This window comes from Legionella israelensis (assembly GCF_004571175.1).
Classification (GTDB): Bacteria; Pseudomonadota; Gammaproteobacteria; order Legionellales; family Legionellaceae; genus Legionella_D; species Legionella_D israelensis.
Genome location: NZ_CP038273.1, coordinates 2,283,248 through 2,309,415, shown reverse-complemented (window position 1 = coordinate 2,309,415; position 26,168 = coordinate 2,283,248). Strand labels below are relative to the sequence as shown.

The following is a 26,168-nucleotide window of genomic DNA, read 5'->3' as shown; positions in this document are numbered from 1 at the left end:
GTTTAAACACCACAGAGTAATAAATTGTATTAGACTTATATTTATGAAAACCATATGAGAGCTGTGGACAAATACACAACCACATAGAAATTTGGAAAATTTATTTCAAGGAGATTTTCAATTATGCATCAATTTACAAATATCCTCTTTGTAAGCCATGGTATCAGCGATGAAACAGCCGTCTTAAAGGAAACCATCAAGCTGGCAATAGATAATGAAGCCAGATTAAGCGTACTCATCGTATGTCCGGATTTTCCAAAAAGATTAAAAGATTATGTGCAACCTTATGAACAGACGCTTAAAGACCATTTAAATGAAAATATAAAGGCCGCCATTTCTGAATTAAATCTAAACAAGAAAAAGCCAGACATCGCTATTCATGTAGAATCAGGCAAGACCCCCGATATTCGAATTATTCGTCATGTATTACGTCATTCGCATGATTTGTTAGTTAAAGAAATAGAAAGTAGCGATAATGCAAAAGGTTTTAAAGCACTGGATATGGAGTTATTACGTAAATGCCCATGTGCTTTATTTCTTCATCGCCCTTCAAAACATGCTTATAACAAATTGCATGTGGCCGTGGCCATTGATCCTTTTGAAGAGGATCAAGCAGGGCTTGATCTAACCATTGAACTTTTACAAATTTCCCATTCCCTTGCAAAACAGTACACCGGAAAATTAAGTATTTTCTCTTGCTGGAGTTTTGCTCTGGAAGGTTATGTAAGAGGAAATCCCTGGTTAAAAATAACTCCTGAAGAAATCGATAACCTGCTCGCTGAAGAAAAAGAATCGCATAAAAAAGCAATAAAAGAACAGATTAAAGCAGCAAAAATCAAAGATAACTATACCATCGTTCAACTCAAAGGACAGCCGGAATATCTTATTCCTAAAGAAATTGAGCATAAAAAAATTGATATACTGGTTATGGGAACAGTTGCCCGTACGGGAATTAGCGGTTTTATCATTGGCAATACGGCAGAAAATATTCTACAAAGAATTAATTGTTCCTTATTGGCATTAAAACCACAAGGATTTACTTCTCCAGTGAAAGCTTATGAATAAACCCCCAAAAATTAAGCTATAAAAACCAATAAACCCAGAATTTACAAAAACCGCTCATTAGCGGCTTGTCGACCTTATCTCTAATCACATAAATTATTAGCTATACTTATATAAAAGTTTTTACAGGGAATGTCTTATGTACACAAAAATATCCAGTGTATCCATCTTCATAGCATTTATGCTCTTTTTTAAATTAATCCATGCAAAAAATGAACAGGAAATCAGTGTATTACCAACCATCAAGCCTCCTTTATTGGTGCATGTTAACACGCAAGCCAATGCTCAATATATGGTTAAAAATCTCAGTCAAAAAAACATTACCTTAGCGCTCATACCGCAAAAAGGAATCAGTCAGAATACAACGGGACTTCTTGCCTGCCCACATTCCATTACCTTACAGCCTGGTCAAAAATGCCTTTTAAATTTAACAATTAAAGGCGATGCTGTAGGTCAAAAAATCAAGTATGGACCTTTACTTTGCAAAGCCGTTAAGTCAGGAAAGATCAAACCAGATACCTCTTTTTGTGCCCAGCCTTCACCACGAGACAGTTTGAATGTCACCTTTACCAAGCCGAAAATAGCCGTTATTGAAGTGAAACCACAGGCTCTTACGCTGCATGCAACCAGTAAGTCACCTGATAAATTGACCGTCATTAACCATTCAAAAACCATTACGGCAAAAAATATAAGAGTTAACCTTCCCGCTCATTGGAAAGACGTTAAACAAAATGCGGAAAATTGCATAAAGGTCGAGCCGCAAAAAAAATGCCTTATTTATTTAAACGCTAAAAAACCTCATGCAACCACAACGGTGTCTGTTGCAGGACATAACACTACGACTATTCCACTAAAAATAATGATAAAACCACATGATGTGAAAATGTTGGGGCCCGCTGTAAAAATCAATGATATCAAAAAATAAACCTTTGCCCTTGTAGAATAGCCTTTAACGGTGATGACGAAATTGCTGCTGTGACCATTCAGGGCAAAATCATACTTCGCCCAATAAAACCAAATGGCCATCTTATTGTTTATGCTTTAAGTGGTATAATTTTACCCTGCCTGACCACTATATTTAGTTGATTTCTGCTTATCAAGTTATACAATAAGAACGGTAAATAATAACGACATTGGAAGTTAATGCCTGCAATAACATTTTTTTGCCTGAATATTAACCTGTCGACGATGAAGCTGAGGTATAACATTCCGGTAATCCAATGATAATACTTTCTCTTTTGCTACTGCCTTTCATTGCAGCCTTTTTATCACTTTTGCTTGCACGCAAAATCCATAACAACAGTGTCGGTTGGCTACTAGCGCTTATTCCATTCCTCATGTTTCTCATCACTTTGCAGAACAGCAAACATCTTATCGATCACAATGTCATTCATTTAGAATTTCCCTGGATAGATGCTTTAAACATCTATTTTAGCTTTCGTTTGGATGGATTAAGCCAACTTTTTTTGCTGCTGATCAGTGGCATCGGAATTCCAATTACGATATACAGCAAACCATATTTTAAAACAAACCCTTATTTGGAAAGATATTATTTTTTATTTTTTATTTTTATGGCATCGATGACAGGAGCCGTTTTAGCAGATGATCTACTAACTTTATTTATTTTTTGGGAAATGACCTCCGCCTGTTCTTTTTTATTGATCAGTCTGAATCATAAAAATCGAACCGCAAGAAAAGCTGCCATTGAAGCCTTGTTTATAACCTTGCTGGGTGGTTCCTGTTTACTGACCTCATTTATTTTAATGAATCAACTTGCTGGAACAAACCAAATATCAAAATTACTCAACGACACCTCCCTGGTGAATAATAATCTCTATTTTCCATGGATTTTAATTTTATTCTTAATCGGTGGATTTACCAAATCGGCACAGTTTCCGTTCAGTTTCTGGCTGCCTGGAGCCATGAAAGCACCTACACCCGTAAGCGCTTACCTTCATTCAGCAACAATGGTTCAATTAGGTATTTATTTATTAGGTCGCTTCCACCCCTTATTTGGACACACCAATTTATGGTTCATCAGCTTAACCACTATAGGTGGTATAACTATGTTAACAAGTGCATTGGCTGCTTTTAAACAATTCGATATGAAATTAATGCTTGCTTATACCACTGTAACTGCCTTAGGCTCACTCGTGTTTATCCTGGGAGGCACTCACCCAGTTATTATTAAAGCTGCTGTTGGTTTTCTGTTGGTTCATGGCTTATATAAAGCCACTTTATTCATGGCTGTTGGTGTCATTCAACACCAAACAGGTACCCGGCATCTGAAAAAACTGGGTGGATTACATCGGGTCATGCCCATCACCTTTCTTGCTGTCTTGGTTGCTTGCTCATCCATGGCAGGCTTACCCCCTTTACTTGGATTTTATATCAAAGAATTGGTTTATGAAGCCAGCCTTTCAGAACCAGTGGTATCCTACATTCTTACCTTTATTGTTGTTCTTGCTAACATGCTGATGGCAGCTATTGCTTTTATTCTGATCATTAAACCTTTCTGGGGAAAGCAACATCCATTAAACGTGAAAGAAGCCAATTTTAATATGTCGGTTAATGTATTGCTGGTTGCAATGATTACCTTATTTTTAAGTATTTTCACTGAGATACTGGATCGTTACATACTGTCACCAGCCGCAGAAACTATTCTCAAAAGAAAAGAATATATTGGACTTAGCCCCACTGCCGGCTTTACCCCCTCTCTTCTGCTTAGCTTATTAACCTTAACCGGCGCAATCATCCTTTATTTTAATCGCCATCTTTTACGTGAGGTAATCGGCAGATTGTATATATTGCGTTGGCTTATTTCACAAACCATTATGCAATTTATTCTAAATATCAGCCTGAAACTCGCGGAAAAATGGACTTTATTTTGGCAAAGGAGAACTTTAAGCCAATACATATCTATAATATTTTTGACGCTGTGTTTCGTGGGCGGAATTGAGTGGCCTTATTTTAAGCATCATTTTATGTTAGATAAGAATGAGCTTTTTTTAGTTATTATCTTCTTCTGGTTAGTCCTTCCCGCAAGCATCCTTTTATTCGTGAAGACATTTATTCATGGTTTAATCGCATTAAGTCTTTTCGGTCTTGGATTAGCCTTTTTCTTTGTTGTAGAAGGAGCCCCTGATCTCGCCATGACACAAGCACTTATCGAAACATTGATGGTCATTTTAATTGTTTCCAACTTATCGGGAGTGACCCAATGGCCAGATATGGATAGAGAAAGCCATTGGCATCGATGGTCAAGAGGTGCGATTGCCCTTATATTCGGCTTCTCTATGGCTTGCATGCTAAACACCGTATTAAACCAACCATTTGATAATATAGTCGGACGTTATTTTATGAATAATAGCCTTCCCATAGGACATGGACGAAATGTGGTGAATGTCATATTGGTTGATTTTCGTGCTTTAGACACACTGGGTGAAACAATTGTTATACTGATTGCAGCAATAGGAATTCTTTTTTTACTACGACATTATTCGAGGAGAATTCATTGAATTCCTTGATATTACAAACCATCTCGCGTCTCTTGCTCGGATGGTTATTGTTTTTTTCTTTATGGATTTTATTGCGTGGTCATAATGCAGCCGGAGGTGGGTTTATTGGTGGATTGCTTGCGGCATCGGCTTTCGCTCTGTATTTACTTGCCTATGACAAACGACACTTGTTGGCCATTATTTTTTTTCCACCCTTAACATGGTTGTGTTTGGGTTTATTTTTCCTTTTACTAAGTGGCCTTTGGGGGATTTTCGTGGGTGAAAGCTTTTTAACAGGGATTTGGATAAAAAGAATACCCTGGATAAACTCACCATTATTGTTTGATATCGGCATTTATCTAATGGTTTGTTTTTCCATTTTAAGTATATTGATAGAACAACTGGAGCAGTCACAATGAGTTTACTGATTATCATGACAGGGCTGCTTACTTCTCTGGCCTCATATTTGTTAATGAGCAGACAACTTGGTCGTTGGCTTTATGGCTTAATTCTTTTTTCCTCAATCATTAACATCACTATCCTGTTATCTGGACGTGTATATTTATCTCAACCGGCATTTATCGATGATAAAACGACTTCGCAAAGCATAAATCCTTTACCTCAGGCCATGGTTCTTACGTCTATTGTCATTGCTTTTGCGGTGATTATTTTCTCTCTGATACTCCTTCATTTATTTTATAAAAACCACCATCGTTTTCAGTTCAATACATCTAGAAAGAGAGGCGAATCCAAGAATAAAAGAGGCATGCATGAATAACATGATAATTGCCCCCTTAATATGTTGTTTACTTACGGCATTATTAGCGCTGCTTTTTCTTACTTTTCAGCGCCTACAACAAATTGTGCACCTGACTGGAGCAATGTTTTACCTGTTTTTCACTTTCTATTTATATTCACAAGTTCAGCAACAAGGTATAGTTATACTTAACCTCGGAAATCATCCCTCAGGCTTTGCCATATCTTTTATTCTCGATTATTTGTCTTCTCTTATGTTATTGGTTACCGCAATTATCGTTCTTGCCGTTTCCATTTACTCCATCAACGACAGGAGTATTAACCAAAAAGCATTTTTCTATCCCTCCTTCTGGTTCATTATCGCCGGTGTTACGGGTTCCTTTTCTACCGGGGATTTGTTTAATTTATATGTCTGGTTTGAAGTCATGATCCTTGCATCCGCCGTTATCATGACACTAACAAGAGAAAATATTTTGTCTGGGCTGATTTCCTACATCGCCTTAAATTTGCTGGCAACATTAATTATGCTCTTATCAATAGGCTTTCTTTATGGCTTCAGCGGTACGCTGGATATAGGGCAACTTGCATTGAAATCACAAACTTCAAGCACCTATGTGGCTGCGCTATCATTACTACTGATAGCTTTTGCCATAAAATCGGCCTTATTTCCCTATTATTTTTGGTTGCCTGTATCCTATCATTTAACCAGTATCTCTGCTGGCGGTCTGTTAGCGGGCTTATTAACTAAAGTTGGCATTTATGCCTTACTCCGTATTACAACGCTTTTTCTTCCTCCTCATTCAATATTAATGAAAATTCTTTTGGTCCTCTCTTGCCTGACCATGCTTGGAGGGGTTTTTGGGGCTATGAGTGATTTTCATGTTCGACGAATTTTATCCTTTCATATTATTTCACAAATTGGTTATATGGCGTTAGGTCTTGCTATGGGAACGACATTAGCATTAACTGCTTCGATATTTTATATTGTTCATCATATTCTGGTTAAAACAAATCTGTTTCTTATCACCGGAATTTTCACGCGTTATAGCGGACATACTGATTTAAGACAAATGGGCGGTTTTTTTCAAAAAAAACCCATACTAGCCATTCTTTTTTTTATTCCTGCTTTTTCTCTAGCAGGTTTACCACCGTTGTCCGGGTTATGGGCCAAATATCTCTTGTTGAACGCTGCTATCAGCTCCGGCTTTTGGCTAAGCGCATTCGTTGCCTTACTCGTCGGTTTTTTCACCTTATATTCTATGGTCAAAATATGGCGCTATGCTTTTTTACAGCCTTTTTTATCCCCTTTGAAACAGATCCCAACCAAAGAGAAGATTCTTCTTTATATGCCGAGCCTGTTCCTTGCATCACTCACACTATTTATCGGTTTATATCCTGAGTCTTTATATAAGGCGGCCAAGCAGGCTGCAGTTGCCATGTATAAACCAGAGAGTTATTTACGGACCGCTCACGGGGAAAAGAATGCCTGACCTGAATTCACATCCAAGGAGTAATTTGTAGCTTCAAAGCTCGATTAATAGACAAGCCTATATAGAAGAAGATGGCAATTCTGTTATTACAATATTTCCCTCAGCAAGGCCTTGCTCTAAATCTTCCAGGCGTTGCAACTGCATTTTTAATTCTTCTATTTGTTGCTGGGTAGGCACATTATCTTCTAAAGAATACACCTCATTTAATGCCATTCTGTCTTCCATCTCTTCCAGTTTCTGTCTCGTTAAACGCAAGCTATCACTGAGACAAGTGACATATAAACTCTCAAATAAACGCACAAAATCACTTAACTCTATCACCGAGACACCCTTAGAATAATTGATTTGCTGACAAATCATACCGTCATATGACAAAGGTGCATCACATTCATTATCCATTAACAAATCGATATCTAAAGACTCATGCTTCGAAAAGATTGAAAACGTCGGAGAACGCACACAGGGTTGCATCCCACCGCTATCTGTTTTTTTATATCCACGCGAATAACTTCCCCAAGGGTTATTTACGAGCACATATCGTTTACCATTTTCATCCACAAAACAATTAATCACCATATATTCATGCCCACTGACCATGCCTTTAGCCTTATTAAATTTATGGGATGTTCCTAAGGTGATTAACTCATGATTACTCAAGGCAGTTTCTATCTTCCTATACACATCAACATCATGACCTGTATAGCCGTGTTGCCCTACCATAGCATTCATCAATCTCACTTCCATCATATTGATATAATGGTTAGGGAAAAATTGATGGAGTATGTTTAGTAGCTTCTCCATTTTATCTTTGGTTAAGTTGATATTTTCCAAACGTGTGGCCAGTTTTCGCAACTGTTGATAATCTTCATAATTTGTGGGAAAACAGCTTAAAAAATCAACGATAACCTCTTCATCCAGTTCATGACCAAAAAAGGCCGTGATATCTTTAATTACCTGTTTGTAATGTGCTTCACTTACTATTTCCATATTTGCAAAAAACGTAGGGGCAAGTCTATCAAACGCCTCCTTTGCCTGGGCTCGTTTTTCTTTTTTTGTTAACTTAACCTCCATACCGAATATATTTTTTTTGACTTGCGGCTGTGAAAGCATGCATTCTTTGTCAAGATCAATTAGCATTTCATTTTTGATAAAAGGCTCCAATGCTCTTAACATACGAAGAAAAGGGCTATGGATGTTTTCATATGAGCTTGAGCAGCCTAGTAAATGTTCCAATGCCTCATGACCATAACCTCCGGAAATCGTCTCGCTATAACTTCGGCCATAGTATTTTTCCAAGTTAAGGAATTGTCGAAACACAGCGTAAGCTTTTTCAAATAAAAATACCCAGGCTTCTCTATGGCCATAGTCAGAAATAATGGGTAGCTCATATATGGTCTTATCGATGGTGATAATCCAGGGCTGGTAAGATTCACTAAAATCTGATTTTCTATAAAAACGTACGCTCACAGTATTATGGCCATTGTCTCTTATCATATCTCTTACTAGCTCAGGATTACGCAACATGACTGATTGCAAGGCTACCAGAAAATAACAATCTCCTAAGGAAGTTTGTTTTATATCTGTCCAGTTGGAATCTGGAGCAAATATCTCACCCTTAACTGCTTTAAATCCACGCTTTAAAAGATTCCCATTTTCAGCAAATAGACCTATGAATTCATCGTCAGATACATTAACAGCATGTATGCTGTTAAAAAGATCTTCTTCTTCAATCATTTTATGTATACTAATTAATTAAATTAGTTTAATTATAGACAATTAATTTAATTGATAAGCATTTGTGGCGGAAACTGAGGATAGTGCATTAAATCCATTTTGGAGTAATCTTGCCTTGTGATGTCGGCACAACTCTCGTATAGACCATGACCCCATAACAAAAAATAGATCTCCGCCTGCGCAGAGATAACAGCTGATAAAATTGTCAGGAAAAAATAACTTATAGTCGTTAGTCTGCTTCAGTAGCAATCTTTTTTGCCTATAAGAGAGTTGCAGTCGTTAATAATATGGTTTTTTGTCCTGAATTAAGTGATACTACAGGGTCAAAGAAAGTAAAAATAATTATGAGTAAAGTAAAACCTTTTTTAAAATGGGCTGGTAATAAATTCCATTGTCTTGAACAGATTCTTTCTTCATTTCCTTCTGCAAACCGACTCATTGAACCTTTCACCGGTTCAGCCGCTGTCTTTATTAATACTCGTTATTCATCTTATCTGCTTGCTGAGGCAAATCCTGATTTAGTCCAGCTTTTTCGTTTTATCCAAAAAGAAGGTCATTCCTTTATTGCTTATTGTCAGACTTTCTTTTCCCAGTCTAACAACAATGAACATTGTTATTATCAGTATCGCGAGCAATTTAATCAAAGCGAAAATCCGAAACTCAAAGCAGCGTTATTTCTCTATCTCAATCGACATGGTTATAATGGCTTATGCCGTTATAACGCTCAGGGAAAATACAATGTTCCTTTCGGACGTTACGATAAACCTTATTTTCCTCGCAAGGAAATGGAATATTTTTATCAAAAAAGCCAAGCAGCGGAATTTATTCAAAATGATTTCCGCAAAACCTTTGCACTGGCTCAGCCAGGCGATTTAATTTATTGTGATCCCCCTTACGTTCCTTTGTCTGACAGTGCCAAATTTTCTTCTTATACCAAAATAAAATTTACCGAACAGGAGCATATCGAGCTTGCCAAACTGGCTCTGCAAGCCACTACGAAAGGAATTACCGTTATGATCTCAAACCATGATACTGAATTTACCCGCAGGCAATATGAAAAGGCCACCATCAAAAGTTTTCTAGTCAACCGCTTCATCAGTTGTAATGTTCGTCAACGACATCCCGTTAAGGAGGTGTTAGCGATTTTTACACCTTGAGGTAGCAATTAAAGTGCAAATGAAGAACAAAAGTGTTAATCCTGCCCAATCTGGTTTAAATCTTTAAGAAAAAAGCCCAGAATGGTCACCAACAGCAAGGATATAGGAAGGATAGACAAGGCAAGCTGATAATCCACTACTGTATAAATATGTTCTCCTGCAACAATTTCACTGTCTCCGAACATGTCGAGAAGCTTGCCCACCAAAGGCTGAAAAATCACTCCGCCAAGCGTGACAATCATATTGGTTGCAGCAAAAACCGTACCCGATAGTTTCGCCCCGCTGTTTTCTTTTGCCATAATAAATACCAGAATTTCTGTAGCACTGAAAAGACCATACAGAAAGAGCAACATATTCAGACTTCTATACGAAAGTCCAGGACAATAAAGTACAATGCTGATACAGATTAGGCCAAATATTGCACCTAACATCAGAGGGAGGACTCGTTTACCGGTGCGATCAGAAAAATAACCGGCTACAGGTGCGCCTACTGCCCAGCCAAAAAACATGGCAGAAATGGTATGTGCAGCTTGAAGCTTTGTCAGATGATGAGCCTGTTCCAGGTATGTTTTACCCCATAACTCACCAAAGACCGACAAAGAAGTATAAAGACAGGCACCAACAATCCCGATTAACCATACCTCCGAACACGTCAGAACATAAAGAACATTTTTAAAAAACTCAGGTAAGGGAGAGCCATTTTTTACACGCCCTTTAGGTCCATCATTTACGAACAAAAAGGTCAAAACTGTAAGCACGGCACCTACGATCACCATCAAATCCAAAGCATGTTGCCAGCCCACAGTTATGGCAATATCAGTAATTTTAACTTCACCATACACTAATCCCAACATACCGAGGGTGGTAATCAATCCTGCTACCAGTGAAAAATAATGTTTGGGCAGCCAGTTTACGGCCAGAGAAAGCACGCCTACAAAAGCAAATGAAGAACCAAATCCCACCAGAAAACGGCCAATTCCAGCAATAACAATAGAGGAAGTAATGCTAAATAGCCAGGAACCGAGTGTACAGGACAAGCAGGCAAAAATCAGCAATCGTCTGGGTCCATATCGATCCATCAGCATACCCACAGGCAATTGCATTGGAGAATAGGCAAAATAGTAAAAAGCAGACAATTGACCAAATGTCGTTGCCGAAATATGACCGAAAGCAGCACTTAACTCGCTCTGTAAAGCACCTGGAATAATCCGTAAGACAAACTCATAACAATAAAATAATCCGCCTACGGCACAGACTATAATACCTGCCAGAGTCAGCCTGTCTCTGAATAATTTATTTAGGAGCGTCTGCATGAGTTTCTTTCAGGAAAAAGGTTAAAATGGCTCCGATTAAAATTCCCAAAGGAATTAATGTCAATGCGAATTTATAATCACTGGCGGTATAAAATTTCTGTAAATTTTCTATAGCTCCTACATCGATATCCATTTTTGTTAAATGAGTGGCCAGACTTATATCGAGCAAACGACCCACCAAAGGTTGTAGAAACATAGCTCCTAACATCACGATCATGTTTGTCATGGCCATGGCTGTTCCAGCAGCTTCGCCAGGACTTAACTCCCTTCCTACCGCAAAAACAATACACTGGACGCTGTAGAAAATACCCAAAAGAAATAAAAGCGCATCCATTCGTCCTTCAGTTAAACCTGGCAAATATAAAACACAGGCCATAATAATGGCAGCGCCCATAGAGCCTATAAACATCGGTAACTTACGACGGGAAAGTTTATCCGAAAGATATCCCATAATTGGAGCGCCAACAGTAAATCCTAGAAAAAGCAATGAATTGGCAAAATCAGCAGCTGCTGGGGTCATTCCACTGGCATTTTTTAAATAAGGTATTCCCCAGAGTTCAGCAAAGACGGTAGTAGGCAGATAAACTAAGCAGCCAAACATTCCGTTTATCCAAATTTGTTTGTTGCGAACAATAAGCTTTAAGTCCGCCATGCTCTTTTTAAAATTATGAATTGTACCGCTATGTCTTTGATGGCTCTTTTTGTCCCGTAATCCAAACCATAAAATGACAGTTAATATGGCTCCAAGAATACCGGTAATGATTAAGGTCTGACGCCAACCGAGGTGAATCACGAATATGCCAAGCACATTGTCGCCTATCATTGCACCTATGGTTCCAAGCGCTGCTGCAAGGCCAGAAACCATGGCCAGTTTATTTTCAGGTAACCATATGGTGGCCAGTTTTAAAACTCCTACAAAAGCAAAAGCTGAACCAAGCCCTACCAAAAAGCGCCCACTAGCCGCCAACCACAACGAGGAGGAGGCAAACATAAATGTACCTATCACACAAGTCATGCAGGCTAGCGTTATTAACAGTTTTGGACCATAACGATCCATCAAAACTCCCACAGGAAGCTGCATTGGGACATAGGCATAGTAGTAAAAAGCAGATAAGAAACCAAAACCGGTTGCAGATAAATTGAAATGATCTCTTAATGCATCTTCCATCACACTTGGAGATATTCGTAAAAAATACTCATAGGTATAAAAAAGAGCACCAAGACCACAAATCAACCAAGCAATGATCATGTATTTTCTATTCTTCTCTATTGGCAAAACAAGCTCCTTAACGTATTGGTTATGCGCGTACAAATTTATGATGCTGTATTAATACGGCTGACACCGCTGTTAATAGCTGCTTTAGCTACAGCAGTTGATACTCTCTCTTTTAATCGAGGATCAAAAGGTTTAGGTATGATGTAATAGGGACCAAAATCCCAATCAGACATACCGGGATAATTTTCTTTTACAGAGTGCGGAACAGGCTCCTGAGCCAACTGGCGGATGGCCTCTACTGCGGCAATTTGCATCGCCTGATTGATGGTTGATGCCCTGACATCCAGAGCACCGCGAAAAATATAAGGGAAACAAAGTACGTTGTTAACCTGATTAGGATAATCGCTTCGGCCTGTAGCAATAATTAAGTCATCTCTGGCCTGTAAGGCTACTTCAGGAAGTATTTCTGGATGGGGGTTGGATAAAGCAAAAATAACCGGTTTTTCTGCCATCAGATTTAGCAACTCAGCATTGAGTAAATTAGGTTTGGCCACACCAATAAAAACATCAGCATCTACAAGAGCATCCGCCAATGTTCGACGCTCGGTAGTACGGGCAAAAGCAAATTTATAGGCATTTAAATCTTCACGACCAGAGTGAATCACCCCTTTGCTGTCCAAAAGGAGCATGTGTTTTTTATCGGCCCCTAAAGCAACCAACAAACGCATGGAGGCAATTCCTGCAGCCCCGGCTCCAATACATACAATTCGCGCTTCAGATAATTTTTTGCCTTGCAATTCCAAGGCATTCAGTAAACCTGCAGCAACCACTATCGCTGTACCGTGCTGATCATCATGGAAGACGGGAATATCAAGCTGGTCAATCAGCGCCTGTTCTATCTCAAAACATTCCGGTGCTTTAATGTCTTCAAGATTAATACCGCCGAAGGTAGGAGCAATGCGTTTTGCTGTGGAAATAAATTCCTGAGGGTCATCAGCATCAATTTCGATATCAAAAACATCAATACCGGCAAACCGTTTAAATAAAACCGCTTTTCCCTCCATAACCGGTTTGCCGGCTAAAGCACCAACATTACCAAGACCGAGAACAGCCGTTCCATTGGTCATCACTGCAACCAGATTTCCCTTCGAAGTATAGCGATAAGCATTATCCTTGTTATCAGCAATGGCCAATACAGGCTCAGCAACCCCAGGTGTATACGCCAATGATAGATCATCCTGAGAGTTGGTTGGTTTCGTAATTTGTATCTCTAATTTGCCCGGCATGGGAAATTCATGGTAGTGCAAAGCACGTTTTTTTAAAACATCTTTATCCAAAGTGTCTACTCTCTTTTCAGACGGCTCAGCGAGAAATCATATAGAAAAATTTATGAGATTAACAGGGGTTTCGAAAAAAAGGCGCATTTCATTGCGCCTTTAATCCTTTACGGTAAAAATGGAAAAGTTCTCACTAGCCGTTAATAAATGGCAATAAAAACAAGGAGTTACTGAAGCCTGAGACATACAATGCAATCATTAAAACTAATTGGCTTTTTCTTTATTTTTTTTATTACTAAAATTATAACGATCACGAAACTTCTGAACACGACCTCCGGTATCCACCAGTTTTTGTTTACCTGTATAAAATGGATGACACTGAGAACACACTTCAATGCTCAGATCGTGACATAAGGTAGAACCTGTCTCAAACGTATTACCGCAACTACAGGTTACATTGATCGTTTTATATTCAGGATGTATGGAAGCTTTCATAATACCACTCTCTTTGTAGTCTAAAACTGAACAGCAGTACCGATAATATCGGGTATAATGTTCTTTCAAATGACGCAAAACAATAGCAGAAAACACTTGTCAAATCAATTAATATTTGTCCCTTAACAGGACAAAATCCTACTTTGCCCAAATAAAACCAAATTGCCGCCATTGTGAGCAAAGCGAAGCAATCCGGATCGATGCCTCATAAAAAAACTGAACTGGATTGCTTCACTTCGTGCGCAATGACGCCTTATTGTTTATGCTTTAAGTAGTATGATTTTGCCCTGTGTCCCTTAAGACGAAAGTGAAAGATTCTCATCTTTTAGTTTCACCCATACTGGAGCATGATCCGAAGGTCTGTCCCAACGACGAGGCTCAATGTCAATTTCTGATTCAATACAATTTGCACGCAATTCATGACTTAATAAAACATGATCAATTCTTAAGCCTCGGTTGCGACGAAACCCTCCGGCCCGATAATCCCACCAGCTGAATCGCTGCAATTGCGGATGAAGAGCACGAAAACTATCGATAAGCCCTAATGAGAGTATTTCTGAGAAAGCTTCCCTTTCTTTCGGGCTGACCAGGACCTGACCCTCCCATTCTTCTGGATCATGCACATCTATATCTTCCGGTGCAATATTAAAATCCCCTACCACAGCCAACTTTGAATAAACTTCCATCTGCTGTTTAATAAATTCAGTAATCTTTTCAAGCCATGAAAGTTTGTACTGATATTTATCTGAAGCCAGATCGGAACCATTAGGAACATATAAGTTAATGAGGCGAAGATCACCAATGGTGGCCACCAGAATCCGCCGCTGAATATCCTCCAACGCAGGAATATCTCTGACCACCTCTTTCATCGGGTATCGTGATATGAGCGCAACACCGTTATAAGTTTTCTGGCCGGAAAATTCAATAAAATAACCCCGTTCTTTAAAAACATCCACAGGAAAATGTTCATCCATTAATTTGGTTTCCTGCAAGGCCAAAATGTCAACCTTGCTTGATTCAATCCAATCCAATACATGTTGCAGACGAACCTTGATGGAATTGACATTCCAACTGGCTAATTTAAACACACCAGTCTCCTTTATATTCAATTGATAAAGGGGCATGATCGGACATTCTTATCTCCCTGTGTATCTTTGCAGCAATAACGCTGTCCTTTAATCCGGGAGTGATAACCTGATAATCAATGCGCCAACCGACATTATTTTTCCACGCCTGAGGAGAGCGATACGTCCACCAAGTGTATTGATCGGTTTCCTGATTAACCACTCTGAAAGCATCCACAAAACCCAATGGCCCGAACAGTTGATCAAGCCAGACACGCTCCTCGGGTAAAAAACCTGAATTTTTCTGATTCGCCTGCCAGTTTTTTAAATCCATCTTTTTATGAGCAATGTTGTAATCCCCGCAGAGTATCAGTTCTCTACCCTCTTTTTTTAATTCAATTAAATGCTGAGCAAAACGATCCAGAAAATCAAATTTCACTTCCTGCCGATGTTCGCCACTGGTACCTGAGGGAAGATAAAGCGAGATGATACTGAATCTCTGATAATCAAATTGAAGATATCTCCCTTCTTCATCGCAAGAATCAAAGCCTAAACCTTTAACGATGTTCAGTGGTTTTTTACGGGCATAAAGAGCAACACCACTATATCCTTTCTTCTGAGCAGGGAAATATTCGCAAAACAAATTGCGGGGATAATACAATTCTTCCGGCACAAGCTGCTCTTCTTGCACTTTGGTTTCTTGCAAACAAACAAAATCGGCCTCCTGTCCGGCCAGCCAATCATAAAAACCTTTTCTTGCGGCAGAACGAATACCGTTCACATTAAAACTGATTACTTTCACAAATATCGCCAATAAAATCTTAACTTTACTCACTGCTTATCAAGATTACAAGCCTAATAAAACGATTAATATAGCAAGTAATTCTTTTGGTTGACTAATTTATACATTCATGAATCTCTGATAAAGCTATGTAACACTATGCTATAATTTACAAATAATAAACAATATGGTTGTTTTTATGCCGGTTAATTTGGAAAAATTTTTTGCCAGATTTATTAATGAGCAATATTGGAAACTTATTATTGATCAAAAAAAATGGCCATCAAATAATCCCCTTATTTTCGACCAGGAAGATTCGCCAGGTTATTTGGAATCCACGAGCTTGGCTTTATGGGGGATGTTAGCCACCGTCGATGATCCGGTTACAACAGACTATATCCAGGGACTTCATGATCTACTCATGTTACGCACAATCGACTTTAACGAGCCATATTTTTTAACTCCTGCATAGCAATTTGGTTAGCCCTGAGTATTAATTTGTACTTGATGGCAAAGTGATTCAATTTTGTCTTTATTTTCATCATTTCCAGTTTGCAGTATGCAATGATTGCGGCAAAGATATGGTTGGATTGTGTTTTAACCGTACGGGTTGGAGACTTGTTCAGGCTTGCATTTTGTTTAATTGACTTGTGATACTCTTCAATCCGCCACCGTTTCTGGTACACTTCATAAAGACGTTCGGCACTGCTGGTCATGTCATTAGAAACGAGATAGAGAACCCCTGTAGAACCATTTTCGTTTTTGAAAATTTTCTTCAAAAGCCTCACTGGGAAGTCTAATCCCTTGAGATAGACTGTGTGGGCTATGTCCTCTTCAAGCTCTAATTCTCTGACTTTTGTGTACCGTCCGTTGTTGGCGTCGTTTTTGGATAAAGCTAAGGTTCGATTAGATTTAATCCCAATAATAAACGATTTTTGAAGGTCATTATGGATGTAAGCCATATTGGCCTTCGAGCCAAACCAATTGTCCGCAAGTACAAAGTCAAACAACACATGATTACTAACCGCTTGTGCGATAAGCTTGCGAAAAAGTTCATTTTTAGTCGTGGATGACTTTCTGCGAGCTTGCCTTGTTTCAATGTCACAAAAAGCAACGTCTTTTTTGATAACTTCATAACCAACAGGAACACTGAAGTCACCATACCGAACCATGCAGGTCAGGATATTAATCCCTTTGACCACATCACCTTTAGCATGGGAATAATGCCAACAATTAATTTCATTCTCATCCGTGTAAGGCTTCTCCTCAATCGAGTCATCCAATAAAAGAACACCGTCTGATGCTTCACTCTCCCTGACTGACTTCTTGACATAATTCCAGAGCGCTTTGGAACCAAAATCTTGTAGTCGTAAAAATCGTGTCACCTTGTCGTGAGCAAATTCACCATCCAACATCTCCGATAAACCTGTAGCTGTTGCATATTTATTCTGGCAAATCAAATAGTCACTATAAATATCAAGCATATCCATTAAATCTTCCTCCCTAAAAATCAGGGATGAAATTTTAATTAAATTTCAGGGAGCAGCAAGGTTTAGTGCGTAACATGAGTGATCTAGCCTACCATGATAGAAAAGGTGGAATACATTTCACTTACACTTCAAAAGGAATTTCAGGCCTTAGTCCTGAAAGTTTCAATGAAAAAGGTTTTGAGGAATTAATTCATAAAATACGACAAGGCGTCAAACTATCCATCATTTATAAAAAAGATAAAGATGATAAAAATGAAAAATCAAAAATCTTCAATTTGGATCCTTCCAAAACACCCCAAGAGCTCTACCAAGAACTTCTTGGAAAGGTAGCTGCTGGAGAAATCGGTTGGGCCGGATTAAAAAGATCTACAAGCGTTTCGGATGCCATAAAAGTTTCACAAAATTATATTGACAGGTATAAGGAAGAAATAAAGAAGGCGGTAAACACGGATGAAAAGTTAACGGCAATTGTCCATTTTATTCAAGATATGCATCAATACCACCCTTTTGCTGATGGCAATGGCAGAACTTTTATTTTTTTACTTCTTAATAAATTATTACTACAAAACAACTTATCACCCGCGGCCGTTCCTGTTCCCGGGCGATTCACTGGCTGGTCGACAGAAAGTTGGGTTGAGGAGGTCAAGAAAGGGCAAAAAGCTTTTCAGGATTTATGTACCGATAACTCCAAAACACTGCCATTTATGGATTATCTAAGCCAAACCTTAAAAATAAAAGATGAAAAAAGAGAAAAAGTCCTTGCTAAAATTAATATTCAGTCTTTACTTCAACAACCTCATCCCAAATCAGTCTTTTCCTATTTTGATTTTGGCGATGAAGTTGTCCAGCTCGCCAGGATCAGAGATAAAAATACAATAGATATGATATTTGAAAAAAATCCTGACCTTCTAGTTTCCCCTCATGCTACCGATCTTTTAGCTACCAGTGCTTATTTTTGCAATAATTACATGGTAAAAAAGGTGCTTGATAAAACCACAGAACATTCAAGCTTAAACCATTATAAATCTGCTTTTGTAATGAGCTACGTGATAAGTGGATTTACCTTTCCAGATTTCAAAGAAATCATTGAGCATAAAAACCTGAAGATGTCCTCTGCAGATATATTTAGTTTACTTCAAGAGCACGAGAATGTCTTGACTACCGATAAAGATTTAGATGAAAACAAACCTCTTTTTTGGCAATTGTTAGTTTTAAATTACAACGATGCTCTTGAGTATTTGCTAAAAAAGCTAAAGACTTCTCAGCTTGAAAATCTAATCTCAATCGAAGTTGATGGTATTAACGGTGCACAACTGCTTTCATTATTTCATCCTGATTTGCTTGAATATTGTTTTAGTAAAATCAATGAGACGGACTTACAGAATCTTTTACAAAAACCGATTACTACATCATCAAAAAAAGAGGTAGAGAAATTAAAGACCATCGATCCCGTTAAAACAGGTAAAGAAGTTCTGGAAAAGTATAAAAATAAGCAGCAGACACTACAGGGATTAACACAATACAGTTTACACTCAGCTAATCAACAGGTAACTTCAAAAGAAGAGCTAAATGAAGACGCTTTGCCCAAAAGAGAGTATAAATAATGCCAGCTTTTTATAAATCAAATCCTTTCTTTCACGACACAGAATATTGAATAGCTATAGAAGCCAGGCGTCTACCCATGTATTTTGCCAACTTGATTTCATCCTCACTTAACGGAAGATTATTATCGGCACCGGCAACATGGGTAATGCCATATGGCGTGCCGCCTGTCTGGGTGGTGGTTAATTCCAGTTCGGTGTATGGCAGTCCTATCAACATCATTCCTTGATGCAGTAACGGAAGCATCATGCTGATAAGTGTTGTTTCCTGTCCGCCGTGCATTGATGCTGAAGATGAAAAAACGCATGCCGGTTTATTGACCAAATCTCCTGAAAGCCAAAGAGGAGAAGTACTGTCAATAAAATATTTCATAGGCGATGCCATATTACCGAAACGGGTTGGACTACCAAGAGCCAGGCCCTGGCATTGTTTTAAATCATCCAAAGACGCATAAAGAGCACCCTCATCCGGAATGGTCTTATCTATAGCTTCACAAGTTGTTGATACCGGAGACACTGTTCGAAGTCTTGCTTCAATTCCCTCAACCGTTTCTACCCCACGGGCGATATGTTGCGCCAGTTTGGCTGTAGCTCCTGTTCGTGAATAATATAACACGAGAATATATGGTTTGGTCATCAACCTGCTCCCCTTGGTTTTATGGTCAAGACAATCGACTTATATTACAATTCAAATCATTATCTTATCATATTGAAAATGGATTAAATGACAAAAAAGCGTTGGGATCAATCTTTATACGGACTTATTTTCCAAAGACGAACAGGATCTCGTTCGCTTTTAAGCTTATATTCCGACTGTTTCGCATCGCAGCATCTTTGCAGAAAACGTTTTTGTTTAGATAATTGAGTAAATGAGCATTTACTGTCAAATTGACTCAATTTCTAGTAAAAATTACAGGTGCAATCGGTTAATACAAAACCAACTCTAACTTATAGAACAAGGCTAAATGATGACTGAATATAAAAGGGAAACCATGACGGATCGCTCTGTTATTTATTTTGCTCGCTTAAATCGAGTCATTTTCTTCTGGCCCTTGGCCTTGCTGATTGCGGCAATCTATCTTTATTATCAGTTTCAAACCTTAAGAGAAGTATCACTGTTTCTCGGAGGTTTTGCCCTCCTCTGGATAGCCATGACCTGGGTGACTTATTATTTTTCCTCTTTGGTTATCAAGAAGAATCAAGTGATATTGCGCACAGGATTACTGGTCAGAAAAACCATAGATATCCCTTTAAACAAAATTGAAAGCATTGACATCAGCCAGACCATCATCGGCAGTATCTTTCGGTACGGAACACTGGTCATCACTGGCACTGGAGGTACAAGGCATCTAATCAACTACCTCTGCAAGCCTTTAACCTGCCGCCGCTATATTGAACAATTGATGAATGAAAGCCACAGGTGATTTCGCTGAGCAGTAAAACTGCTTAACCTAGAACCTCTGTTGACAATTGCTCTATAGTTCCTACATACCGCGGCGCATAGGCATTTGAGCGAAATCATGAAAATGGAACGCCAACAGCCCCCTACACATATTTAATTTTTTGTGTAAGGGTGGATTTATCACAAGATGAGCGAGGTAAAACAATGGCCTCTTACCTCAATCATCGGTGGATTTATATCCACAACCTTCATGTGGACAGAGAATTTGACGGCCAAAACGTTTTGTTTCTTTAACCGTTAAAATAGGCCAGCCGCATTTGGGACAAGGCTTGTCAATCGGTTCATTCCATAAAGCATAATCACACTTGGGATATCCTGCACAAGAATAGAAAATCTTTCCCTTGCGTGATTTACGTTTCAAGATACTATGTTGATGGCATTTAGGGCAGGTTACCTCGGTATCGGTAGGTTTTTCCAGTGGCTCAATGTATTTACAATTAGGGTAATTGCTGCAACCAATAAAACGACCGTATTTCCCTGTTTTAATCTGTAAAGGATGTTGACACTCTGGACATTCACGCCCTTCCACCACTTCCGGTTCTGCGGATTTTTCTCCATCATGTACTGCCAAATCTTGAGTATAATCACATTCAGGATACCCCGTACAACCGATAAAGCGCCCTCTTTTGCCTAGACGAATCGATAAAGCCTTACCGCATTTTGGGCATTTTTCATCCAATATTTCGCTGGTGACATCCTTACGCTGGACTTTTTCATCAATGTGGTGGATTTGCTCGATAAAAGGTTCCCAAAACTTTTCAAGCACAGGAACCCATTCCTTTTCTCCACGCGCTATGGCATCAAGCTTATCCTCAAGTTTTGCCGTAAATTCATAATCCACATAACGGGTAAAATGTCCGGTTAAAAAGCGATTCACAATTCGACCTACATCGGTTGGAATAAAACGCTTTTTATCAACGATCACATAATCTCTTTGTTGCAAGGTATGAATGATTGTCGCATAAGTGGAGGGACGGCCAATCTCATATTCTTCCAAAGCTTTTACCAATGTGGCTTCGGAATAACGAGGAGGAGGTTCGGTAAAATGCTGATTTGCCTGAATATCCAGCAGCTTAACCATTTGACCTTTGCTCAAATTTGGCAGTAAAGCACTCTCCTTGTCTTCATCTTTTAAATCATCACGACCTTCTTCATAAACGCTGAGAAAACCAGAAAAAACGACCGTTGAACCATTCGCTCTGAACACATTGCCTTCGCCACAACTTAGATCAACTGCGACGGTGTCCAGCAAAGCATCTGACATTTGGCTGGCTAGAGTCCGCTTCCATATCAGATTGTACAATTTGAATTGATCAGAGGTGAGGGCCTTTTCCACCATTTCCGGTGTTCTTTTTGTCGAGGTTGGACGAATGGCTTCATGAGCTTCCTGGGCATTTTTCGATTTGGTTTTATACACTCTGGGTTTCTCAGGACAGGTGTCTTTGCCATAACGTTGACGTATCACTTCCCTCATTTCATCGACCGCTTCACTGGCAAGATGAACAGAATCGGTACGCATATAGGTAATTAATCCAACGGTTCCGGAACCAATATCTATGCCTTCATAAAGCTGCTGAGCAATCATCATGGTTTTTCGTGCCGTAAACCCAAGCTTGCGGGCAGCTTCCTGTTGTAAAGTTGAAGTAATAAAGGGGGGTGCAGGTTTGCGTTTACGCTGTTTCTTCTCAACATGGATAACCTGCAGTTGCCCTCCGGCTTCTTTTAAAAGCGTATCTCTAACGGCATAAGCTTGATTCTGCTCAGTGACACTGAATTGCTCAAGTTTATTGTGTTGATAATGCGTTAAGCGCGCTTCAAATGAGGAGGAATCCTGTTCGCATTGAGCTAAGACGCGCCAGTATTCTTGCACTACAAAACGCTCAATTTCCTCTTCCCTTTCCACAATCAAGCGCAATGCCGGACTTTGTACACGCCCTGCGGACAGGCCGGGTCGGATTTTCTTCCATAAAAGAGGAGATAAATTGAACCCTACAAGATAATCCAGCGCGCGTCTTGCTTGCTGTGCGTTAACCAAATCCATTGAAATTTCACGCGGATGATTAATGGCTTCTTGAATGGATGTTTTTGTTATTTCATTAAAAAATATACGATGGACTTCTTTATTTTTGAGCAGGTTCCTGTCTTTCATTAACTCATACACATGCCATGAAATGGCTTCTCCCTCGCGATCAGGGTCAGTTGCAAGAAACAGAGAGTCCGATTTTTTGAGGGCCTTGGCAATGGTTTCAATATGTCTGGCATTTTTTTCTATTGGATGATAGGTCATTAAAAAATGCTGCTCAGGGTTTACTGAACCCTTGCGGGGTGGCAAATCACGAACATGACCATAAGAAGCCAGCACATCATAATCCTTACCCAAATACTTTTGAATGGTTTTCGCTTTTGCCGGTGATTCAACAATCACCAAGTGTTTACTCATAAAATATCAGCCTCATATCCAGGTTATGAAGAGTTATACATCCGATCTAATGTTTATTTTTTGTTAAAATGATGCCTTGCTTCACATAAGATGACCCCAAAGCAAAAATCAGTTCATCCTAACAAAAACTCAAATAAACCTGTGAATTTTTAATGAAGTGTTAATTGATCTTCTTTTTGGTATAGCACAAGATCCAGGAAAGCCAACTGCTCTGTATCCAGGCTGTCCGCAAGCGTATTGCGAATCGTCCATTTCGTTTCCTGCAAGCTAACCACGCGTGAGTCTGAAAATAACAGCTGATTCAAGATTAATTCAAAAACACGAGCATCGATAATTCCCCATAATTTGAGGCGAGTGAGAAATTGATAACTGGCTTTGGTCAGTTTTAGCCTTTCATCCGAGGTGAAAACACGCGTCGATAATCCATTGGCCCCTTTTATACAAATAAGATTCTCTTGTGAATCCAGATCTTCTTCCGTTACTTCTTCAACAGAAGTTCCTGATTCGCTACCTGAATTCTCCTTCTTTTTCAGTTGAGCAAGGCTTTTTTCAAAAAGACTTAACAACATTTCAAATAAATTTTCTTTCATACTAACACCTCATGTAACCACCGGGAACCGCTTTTACAATACCCTCTAATTCCAAATCAGCCAGTCCGCAGGTTACTTGCTCAACTTCCAATCCGCTGCGAACGATAATTTGATCGATTGTTGTCATCTCAAAACCAATGCACTTTACTAGTTTTTCGTTGGAATTTGCAAGCTTTAATGGATGAGTTTTTTGATGGAAGACCTGCTTTTCCATATTTAATTCATCCATTATATCTTCTACAGAAGTTACCAGTCGAGCCCCTTGCTTTAATAAATAATGACAACCACGAGCTTTGGGATTATGAATCGAGCCAGGAATGGCAAGCACGTCTCTGTTTTGCTCCAAAGCAAAACGAGCTGTAATCAGTGAACCGCTTTTTACTGCTGCCTCAACAACCAATGTGGCTAATGACAAACCACTTATTATACGATTTCTGCGGGGGAAATGTCCAGCCGTTGGTGGACTTTTTAAAGGAAACTCACTCAATAACAATCCATTTTTTCGTATATCTTGAGCCAAACCATGATGCCGCTTTGGATATATATGGTCAATTCCCGTTCCCATAACTGCGATGGTTTTTCCTTCTGCTGCAAGACAGCCCCGATGTGCCTGAGCATCAATGCCCAGTGCCAGTCCACTGACAATAGTCATGTCTCTGGCAGCCAATTCCCTTGCAAAATACTCCGCATTTTCGCTCCCGGTTACGGAAGGATTGCGGCTGCCTACCATAGCCAGAGTTGGTTGCTGTAAGCATGACAGCTGACCGATGGCATACAAAACCACAGGTGGGTCATGAATTTCTTTTAACAGCTGTGGATATTCTTTATCTTCCCAGGTTAAAATATGATGTTCATCCTGGCCTGACCAATTGAAATCTACATCCACGAGACGAAAATTAAAATGAGCAATCGCCTCAGCAAGAGAAAAAGGCAGCCCCTCTTTTTCCAGCTGATGGGCTGAAAGACTAAACATCTCCTTTAAATCAGGCCAGCGCTGAAGTAATTTCATCAATGAACGCGGGCCCAGCTTAGGGATACGGTTAAGGGCCAGAAAAAAACGCAAATTCCTCCTCATGGATTACCCACACCATCCTCTAAATTAATGGTTTGAGTTGAACGAACCACTAAACTGAAGCTTGTTTTACTGAAGGCACGAAAAATCATCGTTTCACCAATTCGCTCTGGAGGAAGGGTGATGGTTTTACCAGGATTTTCCGGATCATTAATCACCCGGCATTTCCCATATATTCCTAAAACATCTCCAGGCTTAAGTCCTGCATCACGACCCTTATCAATAACCACCACCTGCCCCGCAGCACCTTTGGTAAAACCTCCAAGCATATCGATAATGGCCCCTTTTACCTTAAGGGAAGGAGCCTGCGGCTCAAAATAAAGATTAAATTCTGGATGAGTATTCGGTAAAACCCTGTCACGAAGTTTTATCCCTTTATTAATTCCTGTCAGCAACACCATGGCAGGATCACCTTCTTTTACCAGTTCACCATAACCTACCAGTGACGCCTTATATCCCAATATACGATTCGTGCCTGACTCAAGATAGGGCCCGCATTGCCGGAAGATGGCATAAGGATAATTTGTGCCACGAGGTATTTGTGGACATGGCTGTAGATTTTTGACATACACTTCATCACCCTGCCCACCTAAGAGGTGTTCACCTGAAAAAGCAACGATGTAAGGCGCGTTTGTTAATTGATCAGTGTCCATCACTAAAGACTCATTCAGAAAAGGCTTTATATCGTTTAAGGGTATAGGGGGGATGGCATTATCTTTTAACATGGGGCGAAGATGCGGGGATAATTTAATGGTACCGTTGGGCAGAACTTTTAAATAAGGTTGCCGACGGGCATAACGCAAAATGATAACATCGCCTGGATAAAGCCTGTCAGGATTTTTTATTTGCGGATTGGCATGCCAGAGATTTTTCCATTCCCAGGGTTGCTTAAGATAGCAATTGGCAATCCCCCACAAAGTATCTCCATATTGAACAATATATCGTCTTGGTGCCGTTTCCTTTATGGTCAAAGCCTGAAGATCAGCTGACAACAAGAAACACACCAAGAGCAAGAAATAGCGCATAGCTCCAATCCTTTATTCTATTGCATCATATAGCAAGGTGCTTACTTGTCCCGAATGTCTTGCAGTGATTACGGGTATTAGCGATAATAACACGCATTTGACATTGAGAACCAGTCATGATTCGAAGAATACATTATTTACCAGAAAGCGTACTACGAAAAGTGGCCAAACCCGTAGAACATTTCGACGATGAACTGCAAACACTCATCGATGATATGTTTGATACCATGTATGATGCCAAAGGTGTAGGACTTGCAGCTCCCCAAATCGGAATTAGTCAACAACTGTCCGTGATTGATATCAAAGGAGATAAAACAGAACAGCTTGTTATTATCAATCCCGAAATCATTGCTTCTGAAGGTCAACAGGAGTTTCAGGAAGGCTGCCTTTCTATTCCGGGCGCTTACGATACAGTAATTCGCGCTAAGAAAGTAACGGTGCGAGCGCAGGACAGGCATGGCACAGCTTTTGAAATCACTGGGGAAGATCTATTGGCTGAGTGCCTCCAGCATGAAATTGATCATCTGAACGGCAAGTTATTTATTGATTTATTGTCTCCTTTAAAACGCAGCATGGCGCGCAGGAAACTGGAAAAATTCAAACGTCAGCAAATACGCAAACAATGAATTATAATTGCAGCTTTATA

24 protein-coding genes are annotated in these 26,168 nt (G+C 39.5%); 11 read left to right on the top strand and 13 right to left on the bottom strand.

Translation table 11 applies throughout. From position 1 onward, the window contains the following. Positions 1–123 precede the first annotated feature (123 nt). The 6 genes from E4T55_RS10490 (at position 124) to E4T55_RS10465 (ending at position 6,805) form a co-directional block, all read left to right on the top strand. Positions 124–1,065 carry a universal stress protein gene (locus tag E4T55_RS10490; RefSeq protein ID WP_058500838.1) on the top strand — a complete coding sequence of 314 codons (942 nt, stop codon included), beginning with the start codon at positions 124–126 and terminating at the stop codon, positions 1,063–1,065. A 136-nt stretch (positions 1,066–1,201) separates the two neighbouring features. Further along, a complete protein-coding gene (locus tag E4T55_RS10485; RefSeq protein WP_058500837.1) occupies positions 1,202–1,987 on the top strand; it encodes a hypothetical protein in 786 nt (261 codons plus the stop codon). 295 nt (positions 1,988–2,282) lie between these two features. Continuing rightward, positions 2,283–4,580, top strand: coding sequence for a hydrogen gas-evolving membrane-bound hydrogenase subunit E (gene mbhE / locus E4T55_RS10480; protein WP_115325343.1), 2,298 nt, complete (start codon positions 2,283–2,285; stop codon positions 4,578–4,580). Then, on the top strand, positions 4,577–4,978 hold the full coding sequence (locus E4T55_RS10475; protein ID WP_058500836.1) for an MnhB domain-containing protein: 402 nt from the start codon (positions 4,577–4,579) through the stop codon (positions 4,976–4,978). Before mbhE ends, E4T55_RS10475 begins: the two co-directional genes overlap by 4 nt. Continuing rightward, positions 4,975–5,337, top strand: a complete 363-nt coding sequence (locus E4T55_RS10470) for an NADH-quinone oxidoreductase subunit K (protein WP_058500835.1) — start codon at positions 4,975–4,977, stop codon at positions 5,335–5,337. The genes E4T55_RS10475 and E4T55_RS10470 overlap by 4 nt, the downstream gene beginning before the upstream one ends. Continuing rightward, entirely contained in the window at positions 5,330–6,805 is a 1,476-nt protein-coding gene (locus E4T55_RS10465) for a proton-conducting transporter transmembrane domain-containing protein (RefSeq protein WP_058500834.1), read from the top strand. Before E4T55_RS10470 ends, E4T55_RS10465 begins: the two co-directional genes overlap by 8 nt. A 57-nt stretch (positions 6,806–6,862) precedes the next feature. Here the strand turns inward: E4T55_RS10465 and E4T55_RS10460 are convergent, their stop codons facing one another. Then, complete coding sequence (locus E4T55_RS10460) at positions 6,863–8,539, bottom strand: C2 family cysteine protease (RefSeq protein ID WP_058500833.1); 1,677 nt, start codon at positions 8,537–8,539, stop codon at positions 6,863–6,865. Positions 8,540–8,883: 344 nt separating this feature from the next. Here E4T55_RS10460 and E4T55_RS10455 point away from each other — a divergent pair, with 344 nt between their 5' ends. Then, positions 8,884–9,696, top strand: coding sequence for a Dam family site-specific DNA-(adenine-N6)-methyltransferase (locus E4T55_RS10455; RefSeq protein WP_058500854.1), 813 nt, complete (start codon positions 8,884–8,886; stop codon positions 9,694–9,696). A gap of 35 nt (positions 9,697–9,731) precedes the next feature. On the opposite strand, the gene E4T55_RS10450 is transcribed toward E4T55_RS10455, so the two are convergent. The 6 genes from E4T55_RS10450 to E4T55_RS10425 all read right to left on the bottom strand — a co-directional run bounded on the left by E4T55_RS10450 (position 9,732) and on the right by E4T55_RS10425 (position 15,863). Continuing rightward, entirely contained in the window at positions 9,732–11,009 is a 1,278-nt protein-coding gene (locus E4T55_RS10450; RefSeq protein ID WP_058500832.1) for an MFS transporter, read from the bottom strand. Then, positions 10,990–12,285 (bottom strand): MFS transporter, encoded by a 1,296-nt coding sequence (locus E4T55_RS10445; protein WP_223168295.1) that lies wholly within the window; start codon positions 12,283–12,285, stop codon positions 10,990–10,992. The genes E4T55_RS10450 and E4T55_RS10445 overlap by 20 nt, the downstream gene beginning before the upstream one ends. Positions 12,286–12,323: 38 nt before the next feature. Continuing rightward, a complete protein-coding gene (locus E4T55_RS10440; RefSeq protein WP_058500830.1) occupies positions 12,324–13,562 on the bottom strand; it encodes a malic enzyme-like NAD(P)-binding protein in 1,239 nt (412 codons plus the stop codon). A gap of 204 nt (positions 13,563–13,766) precedes the next feature. Then, complete coding sequence (gene rpmE / locus E4T55_RS10435) at positions 13,767–13,997, bottom strand: 50S ribosomal protein L31 (RefSeq protein ID WP_058500829.1); 231 nt, start codon at positions 13,995–13,997, stop codon at positions 13,767–13,769. Positions 13,998–14,293: 296 nt separating this feature from the next. Further along, positions 14,294–15,085, bottom strand: a complete 792-nt coding sequence (gene xth, locus E4T55_RS10430) for an exodeoxyribonuclease III (protein ID WP_058500828.1) — start codon at positions 15,083–15,085, stop codon at positions 14,294–14,296. Further along, positions 15,078–15,863, bottom strand: coding sequence for an exodeoxyribonuclease III (locus E4T55_RS10425; protein WP_058500853.1), 786 nt, complete (start codon positions 15,861–15,863; stop codon positions 15,078–15,080). Before E4T55_RS10425 ends, xth begins: the two co-directional genes overlap by 8 nt. Before the next feature lie 178 nt (positions 15,864–16,041). Between E4T55_RS10425 and E4T55_RS10420 the strand changes: the two genes are divergently transcribed. Further along, positions 16,042–16,314 (top strand): hypothetical protein, encoded by a 273-nt coding sequence (locus tag E4T55_RS10420; RefSeq protein ID WP_058500827.1) that lies wholly within the window; start codon positions 16,042–16,044, stop codon positions 16,312–16,314. Here the strand turns inward: E4T55_RS10420 and E4T55_RS10415 are convergent. Further along, positions 16,283–17,332 (bottom strand): IS701 family transposase, encoded by a 1,050-nt coding sequence (locus E4T55_RS10415; RefSeq protein WP_115325247.1) that lies wholly within the window; start codon positions 17,330–17,332, stop codon positions 16,283–16,285. The genes E4T55_RS10420 and E4T55_RS10415 overlap by 32 nt on opposite strands. Positions 17,333–17,406: 74 nt before the next feature. Between E4T55_RS10415 and E4T55_RS10410 the strand changes: the two genes are divergently transcribed. Further along, positions 17,407–18,936 carry a Fic family protein gene (locus tag E4T55_RS10410; RefSeq protein ID WP_058500825.1) on the top strand — a complete coding sequence of 510 codons (1,530 nt, stop codon included), beginning with the start codon at positions 17,407–17,409 and terminating at the stop codon, positions 18,934–18,936. Positions 18,937–18,967: 31 nt separating this feature from the next. Here E4T55_RS10410 and wrbA read toward each other — a convergent pair whose 3' ends face one another. Beyond that, complete coding sequence (gene wrbA, locus E4T55_RS10405) at positions 18,968–19,570, bottom strand: NAD(P)H:quinone oxidoreductase (RefSeq protein ID WP_058500824.1); 603 nt, start codon at positions 19,568–19,570, stop codon at positions 18,968–18,970. 355 nt (positions 19,571–19,925) lie between these two features. Here wrbA and E4T55_RS10400 point away from each other — a divergent pair, with 355 nt between their 5' ends. After that, positions 19,926–20,357: a PH domain-containing protein gene (locus tag E4T55_RS10400; RefSeq protein WP_245183878.1), complete on the top strand. Its 432-nt coding sequence runs from the start codon at positions 19,926–19,928 to the stop codon at positions 20,355–20,357. A gap of 195 nt (positions 20,358–20,552) precedes the next feature. On the opposite strand, the gene topA is transcribed toward E4T55_RS10400, so the two are convergent. The 4 genes from topA to E4T55_RS10380 form a co-directional block, all read right to left on the bottom strand. After that, entirely contained in the window at positions 20,553–22,835 is a 2,283-nt protein-coding gene (gene topA, locus E4T55_RS10395) for a type I DNA topoisomerase (protein ID WP_058500822.1), read from the bottom strand. A gap of 149 nt (positions 22,836–22,984) precedes the next feature. Beyond that, on the bottom strand, positions 22,985–23,425 hold the full coding sequence (locus tag E4T55_RS10390) for a DUF494 family protein (protein WP_058500821.1): 441 nt from the start codon (positions 23,423–23,425) through the stop codon (positions 22,985–22,987). 1 nt (position 23,426) lies between these two features. Beyond that, positions 23,427–24,500 (bottom strand): DNA-processing protein DprA, encoded by a 1,074-nt coding sequence (gene dprA, locus E4T55_RS10385; protein WP_058500820.1) that lies wholly within the window; start codon positions 24,498–24,500, stop codon positions 23,427–23,429. Continuing rightward, entirely contained in the window at positions 24,497–25,522 is a 1,026-nt protein-coding gene (locus tag E4T55_RS10380; RefSeq protein ID WP_058500819.1) for a LysM peptidoglycan-binding domain-containing protein, read from the bottom strand. The genes dprA and E4T55_RS10380 overlap by 4 nt, the downstream gene beginning before the upstream one ends. 116 nt (positions 25,523–25,638) lie before the next feature. Between E4T55_RS10380 and def the strand changes: the two genes are divergently transcribed. Then, complete coding sequence (gene def, locus E4T55_RS10375; RefSeq protein WP_058500818.1) at positions 25,639–26,148, top strand: peptide deformylase; 510 nt, start codon at positions 25,639–25,641, stop codon at positions 26,146–26,148. Positions 26,149–26,168 lie beyond the last annotated feature (20 nt).

Excerpts from the sequence above, each read along its gene's own strand:
- E4T55_RS10490 (WP_058500838.1), top strand. The coding sequence starts at position 124 with ATGCATCAATTTACAAATATCCTCTTTGTAAGCCATGGTATCAGCGAT.
- E4T55_RS10485 (WP_058500837.1), top strand. The coding sequence starts at position 1,202 with ATGTACACAAAAATATCCAGTGTATCCATCTTCATAGCATTTATGCTC.
- mbhE (WP_115325343.1), top strand. The coding sequence starts at position 2,283 with ATGATAATACTTTCTCTTTTGCTACTGCCTTTCATTGCAGCCTTTTTA.
- E4T55_RS10470 (WP_058500835.1), top strand. The coding sequence starts at position 4,975 with ATGAGTTTACTGATTATCATGACAGGGCTGCTTACTTCTCTGGCCTCA.
- E4T55_RS10465 (WP_058500834.1), top strand. The coding sequence starts at position 5,330 with ATGAATAACATGATAATTGCCCCCTTAATATGTTGTTTACTTACGGCA.
- E4T55_RS10460 (WP_058500833.1), bottom strand. The coding sequence starts at position 8,539 with ATGATTGAAGAAGAAGATCTTTTTAACAGCATACATGCTGTTAATGTA.
- E4T55_RS10455 (WP_058500854.1), top strand. The coding sequence starts at position 8,884 with ATGAGTAAAGTAAAACCTTTTTTAAAATGGGCTGGTAATAAATTCCAT.
- E4T55_RS10450 (WP_058500832.1), bottom strand. The coding sequence starts at position 11,009 with ATGCAGACGCTCCTAAATAAATTATTCAGAGACAGGCTGACTCTGGCA.
- rpmE (WP_058500829.1), bottom strand. The coding sequence starts at position 13,997 with ATGAAAGCTTCCATACATCCTGAATATAAAACGATCAATGTAACCTGT.
- E4T55_RS10420 (WP_058500827.1), top strand. The coding sequence starts at position 16,042 with ATGCCGGTTAATTTGGAAAAATTTTTTGCCAGATTTATTAATGAGCAA.
- E4T55_RS10415 (WP_115325247.1), bottom strand. The coding sequence starts at position 17,332 with ATGGATATGCTTGATATTTATAGTGACTATTTGATTTGCCAGAATAAA.
- E4T55_RS10410 (WP_058500825.1), top strand. The coding sequence starts at position 17,407 with ATGAGTGATCTAGCCTACCATGATAGAAAAGGTGGAATACATTTCACT.
- wrbA (WP_058500824.1), bottom strand. The coding sequence starts at position 19,570 with ATGACCAAACCATATATTCTCGTGTTATATTATTCACGAACAGGAGCT.
- E4T55_RS10400 (WP_245183878.1), top strand. The coding sequence starts at position 19,926 with ATGACGGATCGCTCTGTTATTTATTTTGCTCGCTTAAATCGAGTCATT.
- topA (WP_058500822.1), bottom strand. The coding sequence starts at position 22,835 with ATGAGTAAACACTTGGTGATTGTTGAATCACCGGCAAAAGCGAAAACC.
- E4T55_RS10390 (WP_058500821.1), bottom strand. The coding sequence starts at position 23,425 with ATGAAAGAAAATTTATTTGAAATGTTGTTAAGTCTTTTTGAAAAAAGC.
- dprA (WP_058500820.1), bottom strand. The coding sequence starts at position 24,500 with ATGAGGAGGAATTTGCGTTTTTTTCTGGCCCTTAACCGTATCCCTAAG.
- E4T55_RS10380 (WP_058500819.1), bottom strand. The coding sequence starts at position 25,522 with ATGCGCTATTTCTTGCTCTTGGTGTGTTTCTTGTTGTCAGCTGATCTT.
- def (WP_058500818.1), top strand. The coding sequence starts at position 25,639 with ATGATTCGAAGAATACATTATTTACCAGAAAGCGTACTACGAAAAGTG.